Here is an 18,376-nt window from a genome sequence, read left to right as displayed (position 1 = left end):
AGGGAGAAGGTGTTACATTTGACTTTCCAAAATTTAAGTCACCGCCGCAGGGGGAGTCACCGCTTGGTATACTATGCTTCTTACGGCTATAAGTCATGATAATGAAAAAGAGTTCAACTTAGAGCTATTGCCAGCAATTCAGTCCTACGAAAATCGTGATAAAGCTCGTATTACGAAATGGCAGGCGAAGTATCAACTGTAGTCCACCATCTAAGATCTAGAAACGCATAGCTATGCGTTTCTACGGGGCACTTTTCCTGAAGTTAGGTTTATTTATGGTCGCATCCTTTCATTTATTATTTCCTCTTCTTACCATAAATATAAGTACAGCAATTCCAGTGACACTATCTGCTTCTGAATAATTGCATCAACAAACAATGGGGCATAAATGAGTTACGTATATTGCTTGCAACAGTCCAAATTCAACTCTTAACTTGAGGCCGTTGAAGAAAATGACGTGAGTCCAGACATGGATGTCTGGCTAGCTTTGGAGGGGAAGGGACGCCCCATCTGAAGCGTTAGCATTTTCGAATAAGGCTGAAGACGGTTACAAACGCGGTCAGAAGATAGATTAATTTCCGTCGCAATTTTTTCGCTGCTATTGTTTGGTTAAATAGCGAAAATGTTGCCGGAACGGCAGGGGTGATCCAAGAGGGGGTTGCTGTTGACCCCCTTTTGGCTTCGTGCAGGGTGGAACCTTGCGATCTTAAGCGTTAGTGGCCGCAGGCCATAAAACAAAAAATACCCATCAATTATTCAATTGACCCTATTCTATTGGCAGTGCTGCATCTCCGCCCCACACCGCCCATGAACCATCGTATAACGCGGCTTGATGATGGCCTGCAACATAGGAGGCTAAAATCAAAATACATGCGGTGATACCAGAGCCGCAAGTGAATACTCGTTGGGCATTGTTACTGGTATCAAGGTTGGCAAAAATGGTGTGCAGCTCTTTAGTCGACTTCATTTTAAAGCCATTGAGCACCTGGGCAAACGGTAAGTTTAACGAGCCTGGAATATGACCACTGCGCATGCCAACACGCGGCTCCGGTGATGTGCCATTAAAACGCCCTGCTGCGCGAGCATCAATAATATCTACATTAGCGTGGCCGAGGTGAGTTAACACAAATTCGGTGTCACATACTTTATGTTGTAATAAACGCCCTTTTATATCGCCAGCCTGAGTTGGGCTAGCAAATTGGCGTACCGTGTCTTTACCTTCAGCGCGCCACTGCGGTAACCCGCCGTCAAGCACAAACACTTTTTCAACCCCCATGGCTTTTAATGTCCACCAAGCGCGTGGCGCAGAATAGATACCCTGGTCATCGTAAATCACCACAGTGCTGTTATGAGTAATACCCAGTGCTTGCGCCGCGTCAGTAAATTGCTCAGGGGTTGGCATGGCGTGGGTTTGTGGTGAATGGTGATCAAATAACAACTTATCAATTTGGCATGATATTGCACCGGGGATGACATACAGCTCATCGTAAACGAGGGGTTCTTTACCTAGCACAACTTCCATGCTGGCATCGAGTATGACAAGGTCTGGATCGTCAAGATGTAACGCTAACCAATCGGTGGTCACTAAAGGAGAATTCACATTAAACCTCTCTATTGTTTGCGATAAAACTCAGTCAAATTAATCTTAACTCAGGTTGTAACACCTCGCTTTTTATCGAGAATGCGTTGAGTTAAACCACTTAAATAACTAAATAAAATAATACCAACAGCATCGGCAACCAAGTCGATGATGTCTAACGTTCTTGATGGAATAAAGCCCTGACAGATCTCTTCACTCAAGACGAATATTGACACTAGCACAGCACCGTAATAAAGCGGAATACGTCCAAGCAGAAAGTGTCGACTCTGTAACGCTAAATTGGCCACAAAGGTTAACAATCCAAACAACAGCATATGACCCAGTTTATCGCCATAAGGAATATGGTGGACTAAATCAAACAATAAACTTTGAGCGCCCGTGTTGGCTAAATAAATGACCCATAAAATAAAACAGAAAAACACCGCAGCTACAGCGAGGAATAATCGAGAAAATAGGGTATGGCTCATGTCGCATCATCCATGCAAAACGGTTGAAATTTTAGATAACGATCGAAATTTGAGTCTACGCGAATACAACAAAAAGAGCCGTTAATTTTAGTTAATAAAAAAGCCCTTTATTGCTAAAGGGCTTTGTTTACATCACAGGCAGAATGATGACTATAAAGCAATCCAAGTCGCTTTTAATTCAGTGTATTTATCAAACGCATGTAATGACTTATCACGGCCATTACCCGACTGCTTATAGCCACCGAATGGTGCTGTCATATCGCCACCATCGTAGTGATTAATCCACACCATACCACTGCGAAGTGCTTTAGCCGTTTTATGCGCCTTACTTAAATTTGAGATCACTACAGCGGCTGCTAATCCATAAATGGTGTCGTTAGCAATCTTAATCGCTTCGTCCATACCGTCAAATTCGATTACCGATAACACAGAGCCAAAAATTTCTTCACTGGCGATACGCATGTCATTTTTAACATTGCTAAAAATGGTCGGTTGAACAAACATGCCGCCAGTTTCTGCCATGACCTGTTTGCCCCCCTCGACCAGTGTTGCGCCTTGTTCGGTACCCGTTTTAATGTAGTTAAGCACATTGGTTAATTGTTGCTGATCGACCACCGCGCCACAAGTGGTATTAGGGTCAAGTGGATGCCCGGGCTGCCAGCCTTGCATTTCTTTAATAATAAGCTGAATGAGTTCATCTTTAACACCAGATTCAACCAACAAACGTGAACCCGCTGTACACACCTCACCTTGGTTAAAAGCAATGGCGACTGCGGCGGCTTCTGCAGCGGCTTTTAAATCTGGCGCATCGTTAAACACAATATTAGGGCTCTTACCGCCCGCTTCTAACCACACGCGTTTCATGTTCGATTCGCCGGCGTAAATCATTAACTGTTTTGCGATTTTAGTTGAGCCAGTAAACACTAAGGTATCAACGTCCATGTGTAAGGCTAATGCTTTACCCACGGTATGACCAAAACCGGGTAACACATTTAATACCCCGGCAGGGATCCCCGCCTCCAGCGCTAACTGAGCCATACGAATGGCCGTTAATGGTGACTTTTCAGAGGGTTTTAAAATAACACTGTTACCGGTTGCCAGTGATGAGCCTAACTTCCAACAGGCCATAATCATGGGGAAGTTCCACGGGACAATGGCTGCCACAACACCCACCGCTTCGCGGGTGATCATACCAATTTCGTTATGGGCTGTTGGCGCAATTTCATCGTAGATTTTATCGATGGCTTCACCAGACCAGCGAATAGCCCGCGCAGCCTCCACCACATCAACGCCTTTTGAGTGTTGAATGGGTTTACCCATGTCTAGGGTTTCAAGCAGTGCAAGCTCGTCTGCGTTTTCTTCTAGCAAATCAGCAAATCGAATCATGATTTGCTTACGTTGTACTGGCGGCAAGTTAGCCCAAGTTCCAGCCTCAAATACGTCACGAGCATTGGCTACGGCTACGTTAGCGTCAACTAAGTCACAACTGGCCACTTTGGCTAATACTTTGCCATCAATCGGGCTAATGCAATCAAAGGTCTCACCAGATGCTGCACCTTGATACTGACCATTAATAAATGCATTTCCATTAATTTGCAGACTGGCTGCCAATGCTTGCCAATCGCTAAGACTTGTTGGAGTACTCATTTTGACCTCGATTTAATAAATGGATTGATAGACACCACTTCATGTGATGCTAAACAACGTAATTAGCTTGTTCGACTCAATATATTTACTGTGAATATTGTCACTTGATGAGGCTAAACAGCAAGAGATTTTCAATATATTTTACAAAATAGTCTAATTTAGTATAAATAAATGCACACACCTCTTTTATGTTCATTATTTTTGACATAGCATAGCAAATATCAATCACTCATAATTTAACCATTATGAGTGGGTACAATTGACTAATTTGTTACCTATGTAGAGTCTATTTATGAACGAACTTCAGCACAAAGGAACGGGCGACTCATCGCAAACATGGCCGAATATGGCCCATTTTTGGATGCCATTTACCGCCAATAAGCAATTTAAAACCAATCCACGCTTGTTAGTGTCAGCACAAGGTCTGTATTACACCGACATTGATGGTAACAAGGTGCTCGATGCCACTGCAGGATTATGGTGTTGTAATGCCGGTCACGGCAGAGCAGAAATATCTGAGGCGGTCAGTAAGCAAATTAGCCAGATGGACTATGCGCCTTCCTTTCAAATGGGTCACCCATTGGCGTTTGAATTAGCCCATAAACTCAGTGAAATGAGCCCTGACGGATTGGATCATGTGTTTTTTACCAATTCGGGGTCGGAATCTGTTGATACAGCCCTCAAAATGGCGCTTTGTTATCACCGTGCCAATGGTCAAGCGAGCCGTACACGCTTTATTGGCCGCGAGTTAGGCTATCACGGTGTTGGTTTTGGCGGCATTTCAGTTGGTGGTATCAGTAATAATCGCAAAACCTTTAGCCAACAATTGCTGCAAGGTGTTGACCACCTGCCTCATACACTCGACATTGGCAACAATGCCTTTAGTCATGGTCTGCCGCCATACGGTGTAGACAAAGCTGAAGTGCTTGAGCAGCTCATAACGTTACACGGTGCAGAAAACATTGCCGCTGTCATCGTTGAACCCATGTCTGGCTCAGCTGGGGTGATTTTACCCCCCAGGGATACCTTAAACGCTTACGCGAAATCACTCAAAAACACGGTATTTTATTAATATTTGATGAAGTCATTACTGGCTTTGGCCGCATTGGCGCCGCTTTTGCCAGTGAACGCTGGCAAGTCACGCCAGACATCATCACCACTGCCAAAGCCATAAACAATGGCGCGATCCCTATGGGCGCAGTGTTTGTGAGCAATACCATTCACGACACCTGCATGAATGGCACTCTGACGAGTTAATTGAGTTTTTCCATGGTTACACGTATTCCGGCCACCCCGTTGCCGCAGCATCAGCACTAGCCACCTTGTCTATTTATGAAAACGAAAAGCTGTTTGAACGCGCAAAAAGCCTCGAAGCTTACTTTGAGCTGGCAGTACATAGCCTCAAAGGCTTGCCGAATGTGATTGATATTCGCAACACAGGTTTGGTTGCCGGCATTCAGTTTGCCCCAAGTGATAAAGGCGTGGGTAAACGGGGTTACGCCATATTTGACCATTGCTTTAGAAACGGCGCGCTAGTGCGCGCCACGGCAGACATCATAGCCCTATCGCCGCCATTAATTGTCGAAAAATCACAAATAGATGACATGGTTAATCAACTGACTGACGCCATTAACACCGTGGATTAATTTATTTTTAGTTTATAAGAAAGGACTGCAAGCATGCTTAACATTACCCATTTTGTGAATGGAAAACAGACTCAAACCAGTCAACGCCAACAAACGATTTACGACCCAGCAACCGCTGAAGCCCGCGGCCAAGTATCATTAGCCAGTCAGGAAGAGGTAGCCACTGCCATTATTGCGGCTAAAACCGCGTTTGACAGCTGGTCACAAGTGACGCCTCTGAATCGTGCTCGCGTGTTATTTAAATTTAAAGCGTTAGTTGAGCTGCATGTCGATAAGCTAGCCGAGCTCATTACCCTCGAACATGGCAAAGTACTTGACGACGCTAAAGGTGAAATAACCCGTGGTTTAGAAGTTGTTGAGTTTGCTTGTGGCATTCCGCACTTATTAAAAGGCGAACACACCCAACAAGTCGGTGGTGGCGTTGACGCATGGTCGGTTAATCAAGCATTAGGTGTTGTGGCCGGTATTGCACCATTTAATTTCCCGGTAATGGTGCCCATGTGGATGTTCCCGATTGCCATTGCCTGTGGCAACACTTTTATTATGAAACCATCTGAAAAAGACCCTAGCTCGGTCATGTTCATTGCTGAGTTGCTCAAACAAGCTGGCTTACCTGATGGAGTATTTAACGTCGTCAACGGCGATAAAGAAGCCGTTGATGCCCTGCTCACCCATCCAGATATTAAAGCCGTCAGCTTTGTTGGCTCAACTCCGATTGCCGAATATATCTACACCACAGCATCTGCTCACGGTAAACGAGTGCAAGCATTGGGCGGAGCTAAAAATCATATGTTATTAATGCCCGATGCTGATTTAGATCAAGCTGTTAATGCACTAATGGGTGCAGCATATGGTAGTGCGGGTGAACGTTGTATGGCCATTTCTGTCGTGCTGGCAGTGGGTGATGTTGGCGACAAACTGGTCGAAAAATTATTACCGCAAATTAGCGCCTTAAAAGTGGGGAGTGGCATCACACCAGAAATGGACATGGGGCCACTGATTTCAGCACAACATTTAGCGAAAGTGCGTGACTACGTTGAAGCCGGTATTAAAGAAGGGGCAACATTGCTGGTCGATGGACGCGATATTAGCATTAACGACCATCAACAAGGTTACTTTTTAGGCGCCTGCTTGTTTGACCATGTCACCCCGCAAATGAGCATTTACCAGCAAGAAATTTTTGGCTCTGTGCTGGCCATTGTGCGAGTAGATAATTATGCCGACGCATTAGCACTCATCAATCAACACGAGTTTGGTAATGGCACGGCCATTTTCACTCAAAGTGGACAAGCGGCGCGTCATTTTTGCCACCATGTTGAAGTCGGTATGGTTGGCGTTAATGTGCCAATCCCTGTGCCAATGGCCTTTCATAGCTTTGGTGGCTGGAAGCGCTCACTATTTGAGCCGCTACACATGCATGGTGCCTGATGGCGTGCGTTTTTACACTAAGCGCAAAGCCATTACCGCCCGTTGGCCACAAGCGAAAATCGACAGTAACGAACCATCGGCCTTTATTATGCCAACCATGAAATAAGTGAGCATCATGAATAAAAGCATCAGTGATATCACCCTATTTAGTGGCCAATCTACCGAGGTTGAGTCGTATTACTTAGCCGATGAAAAACGTATCACAGGTAACCCGTTGCAGTCGGTGCAAAATCATTTCGAAAGTCCCTGCAAACAATTTAACGTTGGGGTTTGGCAAAGCGAAGCCGGCAGTTGGAGTGTAAATTACAGCGAGTATGAATATTGCGACATTCTTGAAGGCAGCAGCATGATTACCGACAGCCAAGGCCACAGTTTAACGGTTAAAGCTGGCGATAAATTTGTTATACCCGCGGGCTTTATTGGCACGTGGGAAGTGATTGAACATTGTAAAAAAATCTACGTAATGTTTGAGCAGCAACTTGCACAAACATAACGTTTAACCGCCATGCGGTACAGACAAAACCTAGGTATGAGTTTTGCTTCTGATATGTGGCATACGCAGTGACGGGATAGTGTAATAACGAGTCACTGTATAATATGTAAATGGAGATAATATCGTGTCGAACACATTAAAAAGAACGCGAATTGCACTGTTAAGCGGATTAACATTATCAGCTACCCTACTCGCTCCGTTAGCGACAGCCGAAGTCTCTGGCGCAGTGAGTGTAACTAATGATTACCGCTTTCGTGGTGTATCACAAACAGCAGGCGATCCTGCACTGCAAGCCAACATTGACTGGAGCCACGATAGCGGCTTTTTTGTGGGTGCTTGGGGCAGTAATGTCGACTTTGATGAACCAGGTTATAACTGCTCAGACGTCGAAATAGACGTGTACGCGGGTTACTATGGTGAAATTAACGACGACACCAGTTATGACTTCACCTTGTATCGTTATAACTACCCTGGAGACAGTGAGTTAGACTACCTCGAAGTCAGCGTGGGTATCGATTATAGCGGTTTTAGAGCAGCTTATTGGTATACCGACGATTATGGCGGAAGTGATTTAGACCTGCATTACACTGAAATTAACTACAGCTGGGAATTTGTCGAAGATTGGAGCCTAGATTTACATTATGGCTATAACTTTGGCGACGCCATTGACGATGGTGAAGGCTTTGACAGCTACTCCGATTTCTCTATTGGCGTATCGACCGAGTTTAGTGGATTTAGTGTTTCAATGGCTTACTTAGACACTGATATAGATGGTGACTATGAGGTTAATTCTGGGGTTTATAAAAACTCTGGCACCTTATTAGCGACCGTGAGTTACGCATTTTAAATACTTAAAGTGTATAAACGGGCTTTAAGATCTAGCTTAGCGCTGAGGGCGCTAAGCTATTAACCATAAAAACCGCCTTTGGCGGTTTTTTATTATCCGCGATGCCAAAATAAGCTTAAACAATGCTCAGCAAGGCTTTTAACAGTACGGTTTTATCAAGGATTAGATCTTGCTCATAGATTTCAACAAAATAGCATTGCATACCGGCATGACCGGAGTATCTTAAAGCCATAGAGTGTATCACATTAACCGCCACCAAGGAGTGCATCATGGCAGACACCATAATCAAAATACTGATCATTGTGGGGTTGTTTTTTCTCGCCTATAAACTGATTTTTACCAGCAGCCGTGGATTAACGATATTTGAAATGCACTTTAAAGACGGTAAGCTCACAAACCACAAAGGCAAAATCCCAGAACGCTTTGAACGCGAATGCCGCACAATTGCAAAATCACATAAACTCACTTGCACCGTGAGAGCTGAAAAGTCAGGTCATGTACGCCTGCATGTGTCCGCTAACGTTGGGGATAATTTAATTCAGCAAATTCGCAATCAATTTCCGTTTGAGTATTACGATAAAAAACAACAAGACTCATCAAAATTGAAAGGTTAATCGTTATCGACCACCAATAAAAATGGACTCAATTGAGTCCATTTTTTATGAGCGAACATGATATTAATGTGTTTGCTTTGATATCACTAACGTCACTTGCGCAACTGTTACACCAAACTTGATAATGTCGCTTTTATTAATGATGGTATTTTGGTCAACCAAAAACATCCAATCGTCAAAATGCACTTCGTATTCGCTGCCATCGACTGGCAAAATCATATCGTAACGCCAGCGCAATGCACTGCCCTGAGCTTCGCCTTGGGCAATACCTAAAATGTCATTGGCGGTGCCTTGGTATTTACCGCTGCCTTTATCGATGATAGTCCACACTCGTGTTTGCTTTTCACCATCATCATAAACAAACCACTCGTTGATGACACCTTGTTTACCTTGTGGTGTGTCAGTCCATTGTGCTTCCATGGTTACGGTAAATTTACGCGTCACCTTGCCTGAGAAATCTTGCACAATACCGGCAGCCGTTAGCTTACCATCAAAAAACTCGGCTAAATCAAGCTTTGGGCTGGTGTTGGCATAGTCATCAATTGATGCCGATGAACATGACATTAACCCGAGAGCCAATAATGCCAGTACGACGGTTTTACATAACGGCTTAAGCCCTTTTTTCAGCAAGTGGCTTGCGGTAAATACAGAGGGTAATTTAGATAACATCGTTCTACCTTCGTTGGAGTTAGTTCATACCAATAAGCTGCTGGCGCAGTTTAGGACGGCTAGTGTTTTCTGATAACCAAATCGCTAAAAAGTCTTGCGGGAACTCAAGGTGACTAACTTGAAAATACGGTTTGTCATTAAATAAAAACTCAGCTTGAGTGACTGATTTCACCATAAAAGTTAACCTGTCGCCCTCTTTAACATCGAGCCATGCTTTAGCTAATTGTTCATGATATTCATCAATTTTTTGCTCTGATAAGCCTAGGTGCAACCATTGGTCGACCGTGGCATCAATGAGGTCATCGGCGTTAATGTCACGATGGTATTCAATTTCAAGTTTTAATGGCCATTGTTCCGCCTGATATTTACCGTCAATTGAATATAATGTTGCGCTGTAAATGTCGAACCACATCATGCTCATACTGGCTGAACCGACTTGAATAAGCGTTGCAGATGGCGGCGGCATAGTTAAAACCTGCTGTGATTCAGTACTGCGCTCTGCTGACAATTGATTGGCTAAAGCATTACTCATGCTGAGCGTTAAAATCAATATCACTATTGCCGCACCGACGACACCCAAACGCACTTCGACCAACCATTGGTAAGCATTGCCTCCGGCGTTACCCGCCCGATTTAGCGTTTTCATTGCTGACTCTCCTGGGTAAGAACTTTAGTGTGGTCACCACGACTGATAATCAACAATACGGGAAATAACACACTCCAGATCACTGCCAACACAATGACACTCATCCATTGACCATATGGCAAAACAACCGCACCAAATTCAGCGCCGGCAATGTAACTTAAGGCACCAAACACCCCGCCAAATAAAGCTTGTAAGCTGACGGCTATCCGTTGAAAAAACACCAAACTGTACCTCAAGCTTAGTGCAAACACTAACCATAACAGCGCTAACCAATAAGGCGTTTCAGCAAACACAAATACACCAGCCCAAGTCAGTAACGTGTCAACACTCATGCCTATCACGGCGCACAAACACATTAATTTAAAATCAAGCCGCTGCGATTGAGACAATAAAAAATGGCTCACCACCAGCACAATCGATAATAACAGCAGTTGGTTGCCGGCAAGGACGCCTGCCCACCAAACCAATTGGAAAGATAACGCATTTAAGATAATAAATAGCTTTGGATTAGGCATAACTACCTCGCCGCATAAGCAAGCTTGCTCGCAGGATACGAGCAAGCCATAGATAAACTATTACAAGCGGTATTGCGGCCTAACTGCAACCAAATGCACAGTACTGGTGGTACGTTCTAAAAAGCCGCCTTCACAGTAGCTTAAATAAAACTTCCACATTCGAATAAAATCATCACCATAATTCAATGCTTTAATCTTGTCGTATGCCGCATCAAAGTTTTCATGCCAGTGACGTAATGTACGTGCGTAGTCTTTACCCATGTCGCTCACGGACCAAGTGACCATGTCGGTCTTCTTGGCAATGTGTTTGGTCATTTCACTCACCGACGGCAAGCAACCACCAGGGAAAATATAACGCTGAATAAAGTCGACCCCTTTGCGGTAACTGTCATAACGCTGATCGGCAATGGTAATGGCTTGAATCAACATGCGGCCGTTAGGTTTGAGCAAGTGTTGCAGTTTTTCAAAAAATCCGCCGAGGTACTCATGACCAACCGCTTCAATCATTTCAATTGACACCACACGGTCATATTCGCCAGTTAGCATGCGGTAATCTTGCTTAAGCAGGGTTATTTTGTCTTCTAATCCTTCTTGCTTTACACGAGCCACAGCATAGTCATATTGCGCATCTGAAATGGTTGTGGTGGTCACATTAACGCCAAAATGCTTAGCAGCGTAAATGGCTAGTGCGCCCCATCCAGTGCCGACTTCAAGTAGGGTTTGCCCAGGGCTTAAATCTAAACGCTCACAAATGGTGTGCAGTTTATGAATTTGTGCTTCGTTTAATGTACTGTCATCGCTAGGATATAACGCACTTGAGTACATCATTTCAGGGTCTAAAAACTGCTGATACATGTCATTACCCAAATCGTAATGCGCCAAAATATTGCGCTTAGAACCGGCCTCAGAGTTACGATTTAGCACGTGCTTTACACGGCTAATGCCGTTACTTAGCCACGAAAAATAACGCTCAATGTTGTCGAGCAAGGCTAAGTTGCGCGCAAACACTTGCACCACTTTGGTTAAATCAGGGCTGCACCAATGGCCTTGAATATAGGCTTCACCGGCACCAATTGATCCGCCAAATACCACCTGACGGTAAAAACTAGGGTGTTTAACCTGCATCGTTGCGTGAACGTCACTTTTACCGTGACCAAATACACTTGTTTGATCACCATCAACAATCGTTAACTGTCCATCAGCAAGATGCGCTAGCGCGCGAAGTAAGATTTTTCTTGCCAAACTGTCAGATAAACCAGCTTGAGCTATGCTGCTTTGTGCGACTGTATTTTCCATGTGTTGTCTCCAGTTCATCAACTGCTATTGGTGATGATATAAAGTTATAAGCAGTCAATACGTTGTGCTAGTCCATTTGGTTTACATTTGTTTTAGTGACTCGTTAACCATGTTGATTAGATGGTTTTGTCGGTTGTTTACTGACAAAGGGAATACGTTTAACAAATAGCTTTAGTGCCTGCCAATAAATACCTAACATAATGTTGGCTGTCATCAGCGGAAAATGCAGCATAAAACCTCGGATACTTTTCGCGCTTATCTCTTGGCGTTTAAGCACCACACCAGCATCAAACAGTTTATCGTTGCTCGCGTTGCGGTTTTCAATGGTCACCTTTAAAAACTTCGCTGGCGCGGTAATTCGCCATAAGTAATGCATGTCTAAATTCATAAACGGCGACACATGAAACACCTTGTCGGTGTGGGTAGTATTGGCCATGTCCACTAGATAACAATGGCGTTCATTCCAGGGGGTATTACTTACCTCCGCCAGCATATAAACCATTTCATCTTGGTGGTAACAAAAATAAAAATTCACCGGGCTAAAATAAAATCCGCAATGACGAATTTGCCCCGAAAAAATCACTTTATCGCATACTTGGCTCGCACCTAAATACTTAATGGTGGCTAACACCCGTTGTTTTAACGCACTAGCATCATCACCATGACAGGCTGGCGGCAACACTAATGCATCAGCAAATTGTTTATCCAACTCATTAAGGTAGTCGCTTGGTTTAAATTTTAGCGGAGTAAACCTGTCTGTCGAAAACAGCTTACTGCTGGCACATATGGCATCGACTTCGTCTAAATCAATTGCCATCATCGCCAGCTTGTAACCAAAACTGTGTACTTTAGGCACGTGGCGACGATGGCTCACCGTGCCGGTATAAATGCCGCTATGTAAGGTCTGTGGCGATGATGTTAATGTCATAAGGTGATCCCAAATAAGTTACATACGTCAACGGCGCTTCGCACCCCGTCTTCATGAAAACCGTTGTGCCAATAGGCGCCCGCATAATAAGTATGACGTTTTCCGTTGATTAGCGCTTTTTTAGCTTGAGATTTCATGCTGGCGTCATTAAACACCGGATGAGCATAATTAAATTTACGTAAGATTTTAGTTTCGTCAATTAAATCAGTTTGATTTAACGTCACACAAAAGGTTGGCGAATCTTTGGGTAAGCACTGCAAAATGTTCATGTTATAGGTGACGCTCGCTGGGCGTTGAGCAACATCTAACTCATTTTCACCATCAAGACGATAGTTCCAACTGGCTCAAGCCGCTTTGCGTTTTGGCAATACATTAATATCAGTATGTAACACCACTTCATTATTTTGATAGGCCATTGAGGCCAATATATCTGTCTCGTCTTGGCTTGGATCGCAAAGCATGGCGAGAGCTTGATCGCTATGGCAAGTTAACACCACATCATCAAACTGTTGCCACTCGCCATGAGACACTTGCACCTGCACGCCATCGTCACTGCGTTTAATGCCGGTAACGGGTGAGTTAAGGTGAATGCGATCTTTAAACGGGGCGGTTAATGCCGGAATGTAACTGCGTGAGCCACCTTCAAGCACATACCATTGTGGGCGGTCATTAATGTTGAGCAGGCCGTGATGTTGAAAAAAACGAATAAAAAACCGTAATGAAAAACTGCGAATATCATCAATACTGGACGACCAAATTGCTGCGCCCATGGGCAAAATATAATGCTCGCAAAAAAAGGCAGAAAAGTTGTTTTGATCTAGGTATTCACCCAGTGTGGCGTTAGGGTATTTGTCGGCGTCATAAATCGCTTTACAGCCGTTATTAAAGCGCACGATTTCGCCAAGGAATCGATAAAAGCTGGGGCGGAATAAATTTCGGCGCTGGGCAAATAAACTCCATAAATTATGACCATTATATTCAAGCCCTGTAATAGCGTTATTTACACTAAAACTCATTTCTGTCGGCATGGATTTAACCTTGAGCTGCTCCATGAATTTTTCAAATCGTGGGTAAGTACGGTCGTTGAATACAATAAAACCGGTATCAATGGCATACGACTTTCCTGCCACTTCAACATCAACCGTTGCGGTGTGTCCACCAATATAATCGTTAGCTTCAAACACGGTGACCTTGTGTTTGCGGCTCAATAGATGTGCGCAAGTTAAGCCAGAAATACCCGTACCAATCACGGCGATATTTTTCATTTAATCATCCTTACTGAAAGCTGTTTTAGTTATTTTTCTTTGCTAGCAAAGGCACCAGCAATGACTCTGGTAATAACGAAGCTAATTTAAGTAACCAGGTAAATTTGCCCGGAAAGTGAATTTCATTACGTTGGCGTTGCATGCCGTTATAAATAGCCACAGCTGCTTGCTGAGCAGTAATTTGCATTGGCATGGCAAAATCGTTTTTATCGGTTAATGGGGTTTTAACAAATCCTGGGCAAATAACACTCACGCCAATATCGTGCTCGGCCAAGTCGACCCGTAAACTGCGACCTAGATAGCTAATCGCCGCTTTTGATGCACCATAAGCTTCAGCCCGAGGAAACGGTAAGTAGGTCGCACTTGAACTCATCAACCCAAGTTGAGCTCCACGGCTAAGTAACGGTAAAAAATGCTCTAAACAATAACCCATCGCAATCACATTAGTGTTAATCACTCGGGCAAATAATGCCGAGTCAAAATGCAATGCATCGTCGATATATTCGCAACTGCCGGCATTGAGTATCACGTGCTGTAATTGCCAGTGGTTATCGAGCAGCAGCTGCTTAAGCTCAGCGGCCGCGGTTTGCACTTGTGCATTGTCGGTAATATCAAATGCAAGTGGTGTCGCGCCGCTAATGTTTTGCAGCGCCTGGCGGTTACGACCACAAGCAATCACTTGCATACCTTGAGTAAGGTAATATTCTGCCAACGCAAAGCCGATGCCTGAGCTAGCACCAGTAATGAGCACTGCCGGCGTTTTAGCGGTTGTCATCACCATTACTTGGCCGCCCTATTTTTTAACAGGCCAATCAACCCACCTAAAAATGGCACCTGTTCATACAACATTTGCCCAAGGTCAAAATAGTCGCGATGGGCATAGATTTTGTCATCAAACTTAAGTTGCGACATGCCGTCAACCTGAATCTGCTGACCTTTATTTAACTTAGGGTGCGAATAAGTCATGGTCCAATATAATGCCGCTTGGCTATTGTTATGACTCACAACCACTTCTTTAATATCAAACTCAATGTGGGTGACGTTAAGATACATATTGGCAAAGTAACGAGTGAGGTCGTCGATGCCATTAACCTGATGCATAGGGTCGCGAAAGCCAATATCGTCACGATATACTTGGCGTAGCGAATGTAAATTGTCTTTGTTAAGTTGCTGATACATATTAATAAATGCATCTACAATAGCAGGCTGGTCATGACTAAACGATGTGTTTACGCCATTTAATGGTTCAGTTGAAGTATCAACTACAGACTGTGCACCTTGCATTAACGAACTCCTCTTATGCCTACTTTTGTGAGCATAAAAACAACAATGCCTTATATCACAATAAGATAAAAGTGTTTCATGCTATCAAATTCAGACTTATTCAATTAAGAGATGATACGAGATAAGGTAAAATGCAGATCACTATGGTAGGTATAAAAAACGCCCAAGCTAAGGCTTGGGCGTTTGTGACTCAATGGCTCAACAAAACAAATTAATAGCCGGTTTTAGCCACAGGATGCCAATGTTTCTCCACTTCTTCTTTAATAAAGGCTTGCTTAGCTTTGACAGCGTCGGCCTCAACAAACCCAATGGCTGCATGGGCTTTTTCTTTAGTGCTGTAATCTGGGTACTCTACTTTTTCAACCGACAATTGGCTCAACACTCTTGCTAATGCTTCACGACCATAAGTAATTTGCTCGGTTGCTTTATCGAGCAACTCAACACCTTCTTTAGGGTTATGAGCATATAAACCGTGTGAAGCCATGGCAAAATCCCAGCGCCACTGCGCATGGCGAATCGCCATAATAGAATCGTTCATTTGTGGCCATGTTGCACCCGCGTCCCAAGCCGCCTTCGCTTCATAATGGGCTTGAACTAATAAAGACTCTACGTTGCGCGCTTTAGCATCAATATTGGCTTTGATTTTATCAAGTTTTGTGACCATAGCGGCTTTGCTACCATGACAGCTAGAACAGGCTTGCTCAAAATTATCCATGGCAGCTGCCACTTTATGATCGGTAAACGCATTACCTTGCTCGTCTTTGGTCTCTGGCATATGGCAAGTTATGCAAGTCACGCCTTTTTTAGCGTGGGCAGATCGGCTCCAGTGTTCAAACTCTGGGTGACGCGCTTTTAATATCGGAGTTTTTGAAATAGGGTGGATCCATTCGTAAAAACGTCGGGTGTCATAATACTTTTCAATGGTGTCAGCGGTATTGCCAAAAATCCAAGGAATATTAACCTTGTTATTGTTTTCTGGTTGGAAATAATAACTCACATGGCATTGCCCACACACTTGTGCGCCTTGCATAGTACTGTCTTGTTTATCAAATGGCAGTTTAATTTTTGCCATCGCATCTTGTGCATGTGGACGAGGTAAAGCTAATTCCGCACTACCATCAACATGGCAATCGCTACAATATACGACCGATTTTATCTCGTGGCCTAAGTCGACAAAGTTAGATCCCGAAAAACCTTGAATGCCCATTTCTTTCATCAGTCTTGGGGCGTCTGGTGTTTTACAGATTCAGCAACTGGCTGATAAGCCTTTGTCACCTTCAGCCACTGCAACACCTGTACGTAAAGTATGAGTGACGTCGGCTACCGCAGAACTGATGGCCGCGCGGACTATGATATTCTTTCGCAAACGATGAGCCTGCCCACAAAATAATACTGGCAGGATATTGCGCCAACATATCTTCGCGCTCATCTTGCTCTACTGTGGCCTCCCAAGAAGCAAATTGATTGGGAAATTTAATCTGATTAGGGTCAATTTCAGCGCTTTGCAGTGACCAAGAGGTCAGTGTTAATAATGCCAGCCCGCTAACAATAATACCTAAGCCCGTTTTACTGCGTAAAGGACGAGTGGCTTTCATCATTACGTCTATTATTGGATTAATCATATGCTTACCTTAAACAGAATTGACTCAAATCAAAAGAATGCTACCCAGGACGACCATCAAGTCTTGGGCGAGTTAAAATTGGGGCGTAAAACCACACAAACAAACCAAAGCCGATAAACCAAAACATCCCTGCAATCCATAACCACATTTGGGTGTGCTCTGGCATTAGCAGCGGCATAATCGCTCGAAAGACTGCCGCGAGTGCAATGCTTAAAAACGCAAATGCCATATTGGAGCCTTGGTAAATATTACGACTCGTATGGCCTAGCGAAACACGAGAGATCATCGACAAACACAGCGCGGCAATTCCGCCTACGGCAAAAAAGTGCAATAACGTGCGGTAGGCATATTCGTTATCAATGTTTATCGCCATTAAGACTAACGTGACAGGCAATGATAAATACGCCAAATGCAAAGACCATAACATGGGCTCTTTCAAGGTTTTATGTGCTTGCCAACGGGCAAAACGAATAAAATGCAATCCACCAGCCACAGCCAATAAAACTTGCTCAATCCCTTTAGGCATCCAATGACTTATTGCTTGTATAAACAAGACTCCCATAACTAATAATAACGCATTTTCTAATATACTAATGGGATCTGGCTTAGGTTGTTGAATACGCATGGCGGTAAAAAAGGGTATAACCCGGCCGCCAACAATAGTGATCACCAATGCGAGCCACCAAATCATCCCTTGCCATAACTGAGTCGAAAGCGAAAAGTCACGTTGTTGTAGCGCATAATAACTTGCAAGGTTAACCACTAATGCCACCACAAGTAATAAGGGAAAACCGATATTGCGCCACTGTTTTACAGGATAAATACAGCGCCACAATGCAAAAGCACTGAAGCTTAAAAATAAGCTGTCAAATAGCGCGGGGATCACTAGCGGGATATTCATAGGCAATAACAGCGTTAATCGGGCGATTAACCAACAAGCAAATGTCAGCATCAAACTGCGGCCTTTAATGGTCGGTTGATTAGTCCAGGCTTGCACAGCTGTCAGTAAAAAACCACACACTATCGCCATGGCAAAACCAAACAGCATTTCATGCGGGTGCCACCATAACGGCACAACATTGTGCCCAAAACTCAGCACTAAATAAGCTATATTGTGGGGTAAACCAGCCCATTAGCCACAACGGAATATACAAAGCAGCCACCACTGCGCCGCCAAGAAAAAACGGTCTAAAGCCTAAACGCCAGATTGCAGGGGTGTTATCAATTTCAGCAGGGTCATCTATATTTAGCATAAACAGCACACTCATTTAGTGAGTTAAGAGCAACAAGATTTAAACATGCATAATAAATAAATCTTTATTTGAGGATATTGTATGCTGAGCATTACATTACTTCAATCATTACTCATCGCTAATGCAAGATAGGCAGGCCATAGTGTGATCTAACGC

At 43.9% G+C, this 18,376-nt stretch carries 15 protein-coding genes and 5 pseudogenes; 6 read left to right on the top strand and 14 right to left on the bottom strand.

What is annotated here, in order from left to right:
• Positions 1 to 766: 766 nt before the first annotated feature.
• From N4T56_RS02490 to N4T56_RS02480, 3 genes are all read right to left on the bottom strand, one after another.
• Positions 767 to 1,600 (bottom strand): sulfurtransferase, encoded by an 834-nt coding sequence (locus N4T56_RS02490; protein WP_261732104.1) that lies wholly within the window; start codon positions 1,598 to 1,600, stop codon positions 767 to 769.
• A 50-nt stretch (positions 1,601 to 1,650) separates the two neighbouring features.
• Positions 1,651 to 2,067, bottom strand: a complete 417-nt coding sequence (locus N4T56_RS02485; RefSeq protein ID WP_261732103.1) for a VanZ family protein — start codon at positions 2,065 to 2,067, stop codon at positions 1,651 to 1,653.
• A gap of 150 nt (positions 2,068 to 2,217) precedes the next feature.
• Positions 2,218 to 3,714 (bottom strand): aldehyde dehydrogenase, encoded by a 1,497-nt coding sequence (locus N4T56_RS02480; RefSeq protein ID WP_261732102.1) that lies wholly within the window; start codon positions 3,712 to 3,714, stop codon positions 2,218 to 2,220.
• Between the two features lie 292 nt (positions 3,715 to 4,006).
• On the opposite strand from N4T56_RS02480, the pseudogene N4T56_RS02475 reads away from it, so the two are divergent.
• The 5 genes and pseudogenes from N4T56_RS02475 (at position 4,007) to N4T56_RS02460 (ending at position 8,128) form a co-directional block, all read left to right on the top strand.
• A pseudogene (locus N4T56_RS02475) lies at positions 4,007 to 4,971 on the top strand (aminotransferase class III-fold pyridoxal phosphate-dependent enzyme).
• A 65-nt stretch (positions 4,972 to 5,036) separates the two neighbouring features.
• A complete protein-coding gene (locus N4T56_RS22635) occupies positions 5,037 to 5,360 on the top strand; it encodes an aminotransferase class III-fold pyridoxal phosphate-dependent enzyme (RefSeq protein ID WP_390904001.1) in 324 nt (107 codons plus the stop codon).
• A gap of 33 nt (positions 5,361 to 5,393) precedes the next feature.
• Positions 5,394 to 6,894, top strand: a pseudogene (locus N4T56_RS02470) (CoA-acylating methylmalonate-semialdehyde dehydrogenase).
• A gap of 9 nt (positions 6,895 to 6,903) precedes the next feature.
• Complete coding sequence (locus N4T56_RS02465; RefSeq protein WP_261732101.1) at positions 6,904 to 7,281, top strand: cupin domain-containing protein; 378 nt, start codon at positions 6,904 to 6,906, stop codon at positions 7,279 to 7,281.
• Positions 7,282 to 7,405: 124 nt separating this feature from the next.
• Positions 7,406 to 8,128 (top strand): TorF family putative porin, encoded by a 723-nt coding sequence (locus N4T56_RS02460; RefSeq protein WP_261732100.1) that lies wholly within the window; start codon positions 7,406 to 7,408, stop codon positions 8,126 to 8,128.
• A gap of 115 nt (positions 8,129 to 8,243) precedes the next feature.
• On the opposite strand, the gene N4T56_RS02455 is transcribed toward N4T56_RS02460, so the two are convergent.
• A complete protein-coding gene (locus tag N4T56_RS02455) occupies positions 8,244 to 8,399 on the bottom strand; it encodes a hypothetical protein (protein ID WP_261732099.1) in 156 nt (51 codons plus the stop codon).
• On the opposite strand from N4T56_RS02455, the gene N4T56_RS02450 reads away from it, so the two are divergent.
• Positions 8,398 to 8,742: a DUF3634 family protein gene (locus tag N4T56_RS02450; protein WP_261732098.1), complete on the top strand. Its 345-nt coding sequence runs from the start codon at positions 8,398 to 8,400 to the stop codon at positions 8,740 to 8,742. The two genes, N4T56_RS02455 and N4T56_RS02450, sit on opposite strands and share 2 nt — an antisense overlap.
• Before the next feature lie 63 nt (positions 8,743 to 8,805).
• Here N4T56_RS02450 and N4T56_RS02445 read toward each other — a convergent pair whose 3' ends face one another.
• The 10 genes and pseudogenes from N4T56_RS02445 to N4T56_RS02400 all read right to left on the bottom strand — a co-directional run bounded on the left by N4T56_RS02445 (position 8,806) and on the right by N4T56_RS02400 (position 18,220).
• Positions 8,806 to 9,306, bottom strand: a complete 501-nt coding sequence (locus tag N4T56_RS02445) for a DUF3833 domain-containing protein (protein WP_261734736.1) — start codon at positions 9,304 to 9,306, stop codon at positions 8,806 to 8,808.
• Positions 9,307 to 9,430: 124 nt separating this feature from the next.
• Positions 9,431 to 10,057 carry a chalcone isomerase family protein gene (locus N4T56_RS02440; RefSeq protein ID WP_261732097.1) on the bottom strand — a complete coding sequence of 209 codons (627 nt, stop codon included), beginning with the start codon at positions 10,055 to 10,057 and terminating at the stop codon, positions 9,431 to 9,433.
• Positions 10,054 to 10,572 carry a DUF2878 domain-containing protein gene (locus N4T56_RS02435; protein WP_261732096.1) on the bottom strand — a complete coding sequence of 173 codons (519 nt, stop codon included), beginning with the start codon at positions 10,570 to 10,572 and terminating at the stop codon, positions 10,054 to 10,056. Before N4T56_RS02435 ends, N4T56_RS02440 begins: the two co-directional genes overlap by 4 nt.
• A 60-nt stretch (positions 10,573 to 10,632) precedes the next feature.
• Positions 10,633 to 11,868: an SAM-dependent methyltransferase gene (locus N4T56_RS02430; protein ID WP_261732095.1), complete on the bottom strand. Its 1,236-nt coding sequence runs from the start codon at positions 11,866 to 11,868 to the stop codon at positions 10,633 to 10,635.
• Between the two features lie 103 nt (positions 11,869 to 11,971).
• Complete coding sequence (locus N4T56_RS02425) at positions 11,972 to 12,796, bottom strand: DUF1365 domain-containing protein (protein ID WP_261732094.1); 825 nt, start codon at positions 12,794 to 12,796, stop codon at positions 11,972 to 11,974.
• A pseudogene (locus tag N4T56_RS02420) lies at positions 12,793 to 14,061 on the bottom strand (NAD(P)/FAD-dependent oxidoreductase). Before N4T56_RS02420 ends, N4T56_RS02425 begins: the two are co-directional and overlap by 4 nt.
• Before the next feature lie 25 nt (positions 14,062 to 14,086).
• On the bottom strand, positions 14,087 to 14,842 hold the full coding sequence (locus tag N4T56_RS02415; RefSeq protein WP_261732093.1) for an SDR family NAD(P)-dependent oxidoreductase: 756 nt from the start codon (positions 14,840 to 14,842) through the stop codon (positions 14,087 to 14,089).
• A complete protein-coding gene (locus N4T56_RS02410; RefSeq protein WP_261734735.1) occupies positions 14,842 to 15,240 on the bottom strand; it encodes a nuclear transport factor 2 family protein in 399 nt (132 codons plus the stop codon). The genes N4T56_RS02415 and N4T56_RS02410 overlap by 1 nt, the downstream gene beginning before the upstream one ends.
• Before the next feature lie 316 nt (positions 15,241 to 15,556).
• Positions 15,557 to 16,967: pseudogene (locus N4T56_RS02405) on the bottom strand (ammonia-forming cytochrome c nitrite reductase subunit c552).
• A gap of 40 nt (positions 16,968 to 17,007) precedes the next feature.
• Positions 17,008 to 18,220: pseudogene (locus tag N4T56_RS02400) on the bottom strand (NnrS family protein).
• Positions 18,221 to 18,376 lie beyond the last annotated feature (156 nt).

This window comes from Shewanella phaeophyticola (genome assembly GCF_025398315.1).
GTDB classification, from domain to species: domain Bacteria; phylum Pseudomonadota; class Gammaproteobacteria; order Enterobacterales; family Shewanellaceae; genus Shewanella; species Shewanella phaeophyticola.
This window is presented reverse-complemented; position numbering and strand designations above follow the sequence as displayed.

Excerpts from the sequence above, each read along its gene's own strand:
- N4T56_RS02485 (WP_261732103.1), bottom strand. The coding sequence starts at position 2,067 with ATGAGCCATACCCTATTTTCTCGATTATTCCTCGCTGTAGCTGCGGTG.
- N4T56_RS02480 (WP_261732102.1), bottom strand. The coding sequence starts at position 3,714 with ATGAGTACTCCAACAAGTCTTAGCGATTGGCAAGCATTGGCAGCCAGT.
- N4T56_RS02465 (WP_261732101.1), top strand. The coding sequence starts at position 6,904 with ATGAATAAAAGCATCAGTGATATCACCCTATTTAGTGGCCAATCTACC.
- N4T56_RS02450 (WP_261732098.1), top strand. The coding sequence starts at position 8,398 with ATGGCAGACACCATAATCAAAATACTGATCATTGTGGGGTTGTTTTTT.
- N4T56_RS02455 (WP_261732099.1), bottom strand. The coding sequence starts at position 8,399 with ATGATGCACTCCTTGGTGGCGGTTAATGTGATACACTCTATGGCTTTA.
- N4T56_RS02445 (WP_261734736.1), bottom strand. The coding sequence starts at position 9,306 with ATGTCATGTTCATCGGCATCAATTGATGACTATGCCAACACCAGCCCA.
- N4T56_RS02440 (WP_261732097.1), bottom strand. The coding sequence starts at position 10,057 with ATGAAAACGCTAAATCGGGCGGGTAACGCCGGAGGCAATGCTTACCAA.
- N4T56_RS02435 (WP_261732096.1), bottom strand. The coding sequence starts at position 10,572 with ATGCCTAATCCAAAGCTATTTATTATCTTAAATGCGTTATCTTTCCAA.
- N4T56_RS02430 (WP_261732095.1), bottom strand. The coding sequence starts at position 11,868 with ATGGAAAATACAGTCGCACAAAGCAGCATAGCTCAAGCTGGTTTATCT.
- N4T56_RS02425 (WP_261732094.1), bottom strand. The coding sequence starts at position 12,796 with ATGACATTAACATCATCGCCACAGACCTTACATAGCGGCATTTATACC.
- N4T56_RS02415 (WP_261732093.1), bottom strand. The coding sequence starts at position 14,842 with ATGGTGATGACAACCGCTAAAACGCCGGCAGTGCTCATTACTGGTGCT.
- N4T56_RS02410 (WP_261734735.1), bottom strand. The coding sequence starts at position 15,240 with ATGTATCAGCAACTTAACAAAGACAATTTACATTCGCTACGCCAAGTA.